The following is a 7,704-nucleotide window of genomic DNA, read 5'->3' as shown; positions in this document are numbered from 1 at the left end:
GGCCATGCTTGCCAGCCCGCGGTGGCACTCGCCTAAGTGTCGCCCCCAAAGGCCTAATCGGGCGTGGCTCGCGCACGGTCTGCCGCCCCAAGTGTTGTGGCGTGCTGGTTCAGCACGAGAGAGCTTCGGCACAGCGCTACGCGCTGCCGTTGGGTATGCGAGGGAAACCAACGAAGAAGAAGCGCACGCAAACTCGATTGACCCATCGGCCGCGAAGCGGGCTGGAGCTATTTGGTGCTGAACCAGTTTGTTCTGTAGTGCGATGTGTCAGACCGTGCGCGAGCCAAGCCCGGTAAGTCCTTCGAGGGCGACACTTAGGCGAGTGCCGCCTGCGGCTGGCAAGCATGGCCAAACTGCGTGTGACCGCGGGCCTGAACGAGCTGCTTTCTTTGGTTACTTTCTTTGCAGCAGCAAAGAAAGTGACCCCCGCCCCGGGGAGGGGCAGTGCTAATAAACCGACACGAAACCGGGATCCGGCGAAAGCCTAAATATCCGTCCGTCAACCAAGCGCGTTGCCCAGCGCCCCCTCCAGATCCGCCCGCAAATCCGCCTCCGCTTCCAGCCCGACATAAAACCGCACCAACACCCCCTCATGCGGCCATTGCGACGCAGTGCGCATCGAAGAAATGTTGTAGGGCATCGCGAGACTGTGCGCACCACCCCAGCTCCACCCGATCGAGAACAGTTCGAGCGCTTCGACGAACGCATCGACCTGCGAAGGCGCATAACGGCCATCGAACACGATCGAGAACAAGCCCCCCGCGCCACCCTTGAAATCGCGTTCATAGAACGCGTGCCCCGGACAATCCTCCAGCGCCGGATGCAGCACCGCCGTCACTTCGGGGCGCGTCTTGAGCCATTGCGCGAGCGCGAACGCGGTGCGGTCGTGCGCTTCGTAACGTGCCTTCATCGACGGCAGGCTGCGCAGCACGAGCGATGCATCGTCCGCCGATACGCCAATGCCCATTCTCATGCGCGCGCGCTTCAGCTTCTTGTGCAGCTCCGGATCGCGCGTGATGGTCGCGCCCATCAGGATGTCGCTGCCGCCCGACTGATACTTCGTCAGCGCCTGCACTGAGATATCGACGCCATGTTCGAACGGCTTGAACGTGAGACCCGCGGAATAGGTATTGTCGATCGCCGTGACGATGCCCTTCGCCCGCGCGACAGCGACGATCGCCGGCACGTCCTGCACTTCCATCGTCACCGAGCCGGGCGCTTCGAGCCAGATCAGCTTCGTGTTCGGACGGATCGCATCGGCGATGCCCGCGCCGGTCATCGGGTCGTAGTAAGTCACTTCGAGCCCGAAATCGGCGGCGAGCCAGTCGGCGTGATCGCGGTTCGGCGAATAGGCGTTGTCGGGCACGAGCACGTGGTCTCCCGCCTTCACCAGACCGAAGTAAACGTTGGAGATCGCCGCTAGCCCGGACGGCTGCAACAGCGCATACTCGCCGCCTTCGATCGCCGCGAGGCGCTGCGCGAGCGCGATGGTCGTCGGCGTGCCGTGCAAGCCGTAGCGCCACTTCGAATCGTCGCTCCAGACGAGCGAGCGCATCGTCGCGAGATCGGGAAACACCACCGTCGAAGCGCGCGCGACCGGCACCGAGAACGACTCGAAGCCGGGCGTGATGCGATCCTCGGGCTGCACGATGCGCGTCTGCAGGTCGCGGTCGAGGGCGTTGTTGCTGGAATCGGTCATGAGGTCGATTTGAAGCGAAATAAGGAAAAGCCGCCGCCGGAAACCCCCGGCGGCGTGAAGTCGAGACAGCCTATTCGCCGATGATGACGTTGCTCGTGCCACCGACAGAATTCTTCGGCGGCGCGGGCGGAGCAGGTTCAAGCGACGGCGCGGCCGGCGCCTTGGCCGCGCCCATCGGCGGCAAGGTCTTGCCGGGCACCGCCGGGCGCAGATCGAACGGCTGCGCGTTCGATTCGTCCGGGTCCATGCGCTCGCCCGACACACTGCCGTCCGCCGCGAACTTGCCGACCCAGTTGCCCGTGATATGCGTGCCGTCGTTCGATTCCTCGATCTCGAGCGTGTCGCCATCGCGATCGCCCGCGACCAGAATCACGTTCGGACTGCCGGCGAACTTGTATTCGCCATGCACGCCGGTGGGCTCGTCGGTTTTCGCGCCGAGCTTCATCTCGATCTGCCTGTCGCCGAGCGTGCCGACATAGCGCGGAAAACGCGCGTATTCCGCGTTCGGCGTCAGCGGCTTCTGCGGCGGCAGCGCAAGCTCCTTGATGGCGGCCTGCGCGCCGTGCGCATCGGCGCCCGACGGTTCGCGCTGATCGACTGGAATGACGCCGGACGCGCCGGACGAACCCGGCGGCATCGGCGAATTGCAGCCGGCCAGCGCAAGCAGCGCGGCCGAGATCGCGAAGGCCGCGAAGAGGCGCGGCCCGGTCTTGCTTTGCATCATCCTTCGGTCCTTCAAATGCGCTCGAAGATCGCCGCGATGCCCTGCCCGCCGCCGATGCACATCGTCACGAGCGCGTAACGCCCGCCGATGCGCTGCAGCTCGTACAGCGCCTTCACGGTGATGAGCGCGCCGGTCGCGCCGATCGGATGCCCGAGCGAAATGCCCGAGCCGTTCGGATTGACCTTCGCGGGATCGAGCTTCAGTTCCTGCGATACGGCGCACGCCTGCGCGGCGAACGCTTCGTTCGCTTCGATGACGTCGAGATCGCTCACGGTCAGGCCCGCGCGCTCCAGCGCCTTCTGCGTCGCGGGAACCGGACCGATGCCCATGATCTTCGGATCGACGCCCGAATGTGCGTAGGCGACGAGGCGCGCGAGCGGTTTCGCACCGCGCTTTTCCGCGACGCCGCGCTCCATCAGCACGACGGCCGCCGCCGCGTCGTTGATGCCCGACGCGTTGCCCGCCGTCACGGTGCCGTTTTCCTTCACGAACACGGGTTTGAGCTTGGCGAAGTCTTCGGCGGTCGCGTTCATGCGCACGTGCTCGTCGCGGTCGAACACGGTGTCGCCCTTCTTCGACGCGAGCGTAATCGGCAGGATCTGTTCCTTGAAGTAGCCGGCTTCGGTCGCCTTCGCCGCGCGACGATGCGATTCGAGCGCGAGCGCGTCCTGCATCTCGCGCGTGATGCCGAACTTCTGCGCGACGTTCTCGGCCGTCACGCCCATGTGGATTTTGTCGAACGGATCGTTCAGCGCGCCGACCATCATGTCGACGATGCGCGTGTCGCCCATGCGCTGGCCGAAGCGCGCGGCGGGCATGATGTACGCCGCGCGGCTCATGTTTTCCGCGCCGCCCCCGATCGCGACATCCGCGTCGCCGAGCAGAATCGACTGCGACGCCGACACGATCGCCTGCAGTCCCGACCCGCACAAGCGGTTCACCGTCAGCGCGGGCGCGTGCTGCGAAACGCCGCCGTCGAGCGCCGCGACGCGTGCGAGATACATGTCGCGCGGCTCGGTATGAACGACGTTGCCGAACACCACGTGGCCGACTTCATCGCCCGCGACATTCGCCCGCGAAAGCGCCTCGCGCACGACGCGCGCGCCGAGATCGGTCGGGGAGAAGTCCTTCAGCGCGCCGCCGAAATCGCCGATTGCCGTGCGCACGCCGCTTACCACCACTACTTCACGTTGCATGTTGCCGTCTCCGCTGGGTTGTGTTGATCTGGTAACTCGTTCGATGATCGATTCGTCATTCGCCGAGCGCGCGCTCGACGGTGGCTTTATCCGGGATCGGTGCGACCGCGCCGAAGCCTTGCGTCGACAACGCCGCCGCGACGTTCGCATAGCGCGCCGCGGTAAAAGGATCGTCGCCCGCGACGATGCGCGCGATGAACGCGCCGCCGAAGCAATCGCCCGCTCCGGTCGCATCGACCGCCTTCACGACGCGGCCCGGCACGACGCGCCGCTCGTCGGGTGTCGCGATATACGCGCCTTCGCGGCCGAGCTTCAGCGCCACGACCTTCGGGCCGAGATTCAGCAGCGCGTCGACGATCGCGTCCTTGTCCTCGCGACCCGTGAGCAAGGTTACGTCGTCCCAGCTCGGCAGACAGATATCCGTCGAGCGGATCGCTTCGAGCATGACGGCGCGCGCGCGTGCGAGCGGCCACAGCTTCAGGCGCAGGTTCGTGTCGAAGCTGACCTTCACGCCGTGTGTGCGCGCGTGATCGATCGCGGCGAGCGCGGCGTCGCACGCCGCCACGCCGATCGCGAGGCTGATACCCGACAGATGCACGACCTTCGCGGCGGCGATCGCGTCGAGCGGCAGATGCGACGGCGCGTAGCGGCTCGCCGCCGAGCCCGCGCGCAGATAGTCGAAGCGATGCCCGTTCTCGCCGTGCGACACGAAGTAGACGCCGGTGGGAGCGTCGTGGTCCACGCGAACCGTCGAGGTATCGACGTTTTCCGATCGCCACAAATCGAGCAGCAATTGCCCGAAATGATCGTTGCCGACCGCCGACACGAAGCCCGTCGCCGCGCCCTGGCGCGATGCCGCGATCAGGAAGTTGGAGACATCGCCGCCGAAGCCTTGCAGATAGTCCGGCTGATCGCGCGTCGACTGATTGAACTCGATCATCGCCTCGCCGAGCGCGAGAATTTGCGGCGTTTGCGGCATGGCTTACACCTCGCCCCAGAGATCGTGGCCATCGGCGCCGGTGATCTTCACCGACACGAAGTCGCCGGCCTTGTAGCGCTTCGATGCCTTCGTCGCCGGCGCGATGTACACGACGCCGTCAATTTCCGGCGCATCCGCCGCCGTGCGGCCGATGCCGCCGTCCGTGCTCACTTCATCGACGAGCACCTTCAGCGTCTTGCCGACCTTCTTCTTCATGCGCTTCGCCGACAGTTCTTCGGCCAGTTCCATGAAGCGCGCGCGGCGTTCCTCGCGCACTTCGTCGGGCAGCGCGCCGTCGAGTTCGTTCGCGGTGGCGCCTTCGACCGGCGAGTACGCGAAGCAGCCGACGCGATCCAGATCCGCTTCTTCGAGGAAGTCCAAGAGCGTCTGGAACTGCTCTTCCGTCTCGCCCGGAAAGCCCGCGATGAACGTGCTGCGGATGGTCAGATCGGGACAGATTTCACGCCACGTCTTCACGCGTTCGAGCACCTTCTCGGCATTGGCCGGGCGCTTCATGCGCTTCAGCACTTCGGGATGCGCGTGCTGGAAAGGCACGTCGAGATACGGCAGGACGTGGCCGCGCAGCGGGCCTTCGGCCATCATCGGGATCACGTCGTCCACGCTCGGATACGGATAGACATAGTGCAGCCGCACCCACGCGCCGTATTGCGCGGCCAGTTCGCCGAGCGCGCCGACGAGATCGGTCATGCGCGTCTTGAGCGGCTTGCCGTTCCAGAAGCCCGTGCGGTACTTCACGTCGACGCCGTATGCGCTCGTGTCCTGCGAGATGACGAGCAGTTCCTTGACGCCGGATTTGAAGAGATTTTCCGCTTCGAGCATGACTTCGGCGACGGGGCGCGACACGAGATCGCCGCGCATCGACGGAATGATGCAGAACGTGCAGCGATGATTGCAGCCTTCCGAAATCTTCAGATACGCGTAATGGCGCGGCGTCAGCTTGATGCCGGCGGGCGGGACGAGATCGGTGAACGGGTCGTGCGGTTTCGGCAGGTGCGTGTGCACGGCGTTCATCACTTCGTTGGTCGCGTGCGGACCGGTGACCGCGAGCACTTTCGGATGCACTTCCTCGATGAGGCCCGAGCCGCTCGCGCTCTTTTTCGCACCGAGGCAGCCGGTGACGATGACCTTGCCGTTCTCGCTCAATGCCTCGCCGATGGCGTCGAGGCTTTCCTGCACGGCTTCGTCGATGAAGCCGCAGGTGTTGACAACGACGAGGTCCGCGCCGTCATAGGTGCCGGAGATTTCGTAACCTTCGGCGCGCAACTGGGTGATGATCTGCTCGGAATCGACGAGCGCTTTCGGGCAGCCGAGCGACACCATGCCGATTTTCGGCGCGGGAGTCGTTCTGGCGGTTGAATCTAAAGAATTTTTCACGGGAACAGTGTCTTGTGGGGACGCGCGAGGCCAATCCAACATTTTACCCCGGAGTGCCGATGGCACGGTTTCGCAGCTCCGGAGCGGCCGATATGCATCGGGACGCTTTCCGTCCTTGTCCCATTCCCTTCGCGGGCCGGGCGCCGCAAACTCGCCGCCCTTTTCGCCGCTTTCGGCTCACACATAACCCGTTCTCATGCTCGACGCCTCCGCTCTGCGCAACTTCAATCCCCTTTTCATGACGCCCTGCTATTCCGGCCAGGTGACCTCCGGCTTCGCCACCAGCATGCTCGCCCTCACCAACGAGCTCTGGCAACTCGGCGTGCAAGGCTCGGTGCGCATCCTCTCCGGCGAAAGTCTCGTGACCCGCGCGCGCAACGAAGCCGTCGCGCATTTCCTCGCGCAGAAGCAGCACACGCATCTTTTCTGGATCGATGCCGATATCGGCTTCACACCGGACCAGGCGCTGCGATTGTTGCTGGCGGATCGCGATGTCGTCGCGGGCGTCTATCCGCTCAAGCGCATCGACTGGACGGGCGACATTCCCGCCGGCCTCACGCAAGAACAGTTTCTGACGCGTGCGCTGCGCTATCCGGTCAACGCGCACGCGGGCGCGCACCTCGAGATCGACGCCGACGGTTTCCTTGAAGTCAACGAAGCGCCGACGGGCTTCATGTGCATTCGCCGCGCGGTGCTCGAAACGATGATCGCGCGGATGCCCGAACTGCAATACACGCCGGACGCGCCGCCCGACTCGCCGCTGCATGGCTACTGTCATCGCTTCTTCGACGTGATGGTCGAGCGCGAGACCGGACGCTATCTTTCCGAGGACTACGCGTTTTGCCGCCGCTGGCGCGATCTGGGCGGAAAGGTCTACGTGGATGCCCGCTCGAAGCTCGCGCACCACGGCTCGTACACCTATCGCGGAGATTTCGGCGCGGCGTGGGCGCAGGACCCGGCAAGAGCGGTAGGCGGACTCTAGGCATCCGACGCGCGCTCGCTCGCACCGGGCGCCCAAACCCGTCGCCCGTACGCGCGCCTGAAATGGATTACTTCTTCTCCGTCGACGGCGGCGTGGGCGTCGGGAACGGGAATGTGTTGAACATCGACTTCGCCTGCGTCTGCATCTGCTCCTGCATTTGCACGAACATGTTCTTCGACTGCTCGATGTAGCTCGTCATCATGCCCTGCATCATCGGCGCCTGCATGTTCATGAACTGCGACCAGACTTCCGGATTGAGCGCGTTGCCGTCGTAGATGCCCTTGCTCTGCTCGGTCAGCTTCTGCTGGATGTCGATGAACGCCTGGATGTTCTTTTCCAGATACGTGCCCATCATGCCCTGCATCGCGTGACCGTAGAAGCGGATGATCTGTGAAAGCATCACCGATGAGAACATCGGCAGGCCGCCGCTCTCTTCTTCCAGAATGATCTGCAGAAGGATGCTGCGCGTGAGGTCGTCGTTGCTCTTCGCATCGAGCACCTTGAAGTCTTCCTGATCGAGCACGAGCTGCTTCACATCCGACAACGTGATGTAGGTGCTCGTTTCCGTGTCATACAGCCGACGGTTCGGATACTTTTTGATAAGTCGTTCGGCGGCTTTCTTTGTAGTAGTAGTGGTGGTCATTTAACGCCTTTAAACGCAAAACTTTACTGCGATGGCAGCAAGCAGGTCTTGCGTTGTCGCAAAAAAGCGCTGCTGCATGTTCGCCG

Annotated in this window: 7 protein-coding genes; 1 reads left to right on the top strand and 6 read right to left on the bottom strand. The window is 64.1% G+C overall.

Annotation, left to right across the window (positions count from 1 at the left end):
• Positions 1 to 499 precede the first annotated feature (499 nt).
• The 5 genes from PQR08_RS38265 to rimO form a co-directional block, all read right to left on the bottom strand.
• Positions 500 to 1,699, bottom strand: coding sequence for a cystathionine beta-lyase (locus tag PQR08_RS38265; RefSeq protein ID WP_250483679.1), 1,200 nt, complete (start codon positions 1,697 to 1,699; stop codon positions 500 to 502).
• Positions 1,700 to 1,769: 70 nt separating this feature from the next.
• Positions 1,770 to 2,423: a hypothetical protein gene (locus PQR08_RS38260; protein ID WP_250483680.1), complete on the bottom strand. Its 654-nt coding sequence runs from the start codon at positions 2,421 to 2,423 to the stop codon at positions 1,770 to 1,772.
• Positions 2,424 to 2,434: 11 nt separating this feature from the next.
• Complete coding sequence (gene bktB / locus PQR08_RS38255; protein WP_187604630.1) at positions 2,435 to 3,619, bottom strand: beta-ketothiolase BktB; 1,185 nt, start codon at positions 3,617 to 3,619, stop codon at positions 2,435 to 2,437.
• Positions 3,620 to 3,674: 55 nt separating this feature from the next.
• Positions 3,675 to 4,598: a sugar kinase gene (locus PQR08_RS38250; protein ID WP_238293098.1), complete on the bottom strand. Its 924-nt coding sequence runs from the start codon at positions 4,596 to 4,598 to the stop codon at positions 3,675 to 3,677.
• Between the two features lie 3 nt (positions 4,599 to 4,601).
• Positions 4,602 to 5,939: a 30S ribosomal protein S12 methylthiotransferase RimO gene (gene rimO, locus PQR08_RS38245; protein ID WP_238214382.1), complete on the bottom strand. Its 1,338-nt coding sequence runs from the start codon at positions 5,937 to 5,939 to the stop codon at positions 4,602 to 4,604.
• 250 nt (positions 5,940 to 6,189) lie between these two features.
• Here rimO and PQR08_RS38240 point away from each other — a divergent pair, with 250 nt between their 5' ends.
• Positions 6,190 to 6,975 (top strand): hypothetical protein, encoded by a 786-nt coding sequence (locus PQR08_RS38240; RefSeq protein ID WP_250483681.1) that lies wholly within the window; start codon positions 6,190 to 6,192, stop codon positions 6,973 to 6,975.
• Between the two features lie 67 nt (positions 6,976 to 7,042).
• On the opposite strand, the gene phaR is transcribed toward PQR08_RS38240, so the two are convergent.
• Positions 7,043 to 7,618 (bottom strand): polyhydroxyalkanoate synthesis repressor PhaR, encoded by a 576-nt coding sequence (gene phaR / locus PQR08_RS38235; RefSeq protein ID WP_035500980.1) that lies wholly within the window; start codon positions 7,616 to 7,618, stop codon positions 7,043 to 7,045.
• Positions 7,619 to 7,704 lie beyond the last annotated feature (86 nt).

The sequence above is a fragment of the Caballeronia jiangsuensis genome, from assembly GCF_046030135.1.
In the GTDB taxonomy this organism is placed as follows: Bacteria; Pseudomonadota; Gammaproteobacteria; order Burkholderiales; family Burkholderiaceae; genus Caballeronia; species Caballeronia jiangsuensis.
This window is presented reverse-complemented; position numbering and strand designations above follow the sequence as displayed.

Excerpts from the sequence above, each read along its gene's own strand:
- phaR (WP_035500980.1), bottom strand. The coding sequence starts at position 7,618 with ATGACCACCACTACTACTACAAAGAAAGCCGCCGAACGACTTATCAAA.
- PQR08_RS38250 (WP_238293098.1), bottom strand. The coding sequence starts at position 4,598 with ATGCCGCAAACGCCGCAAATTCTCGCGCTCGGCGAGGCGATGATCGAG.
- rimO (WP_238214382.1), bottom strand. The coding sequence starts at position 5,939 with ATGGTGTCGCTCGGCTGCCCGAAAGCGCTCGTCGATTCCGAGCAGATC.
- PQR08_RS38240 (WP_250483681.1), top strand. The coding sequence starts at position 6,190 with ATGCTCGACGCCTCCGCTCTGCGCAACTTCAATCCCCTTTTCATGACG.
- PQR08_RS38265 (WP_250483679.1), bottom strand. The coding sequence starts at position 1,699 with ATGACCGATTCCAGCAACAACGCCCTCGACCGCGACCTGCAGACGCGC.
- PQR08_RS38260 (WP_250483680.1), bottom strand. The coding sequence starts at position 2,423 with ATGATGCAAAGCAAGACCGGGCCGCGCCTCTTCGCGGCCTTCGCGATC.
- bktB (WP_187604630.1), bottom strand. The coding sequence starts at position 3,619 with ATGCAACGTGAAGTAGTGGTGGTAAGCGGCGTGCGCACGGCAATCGGC.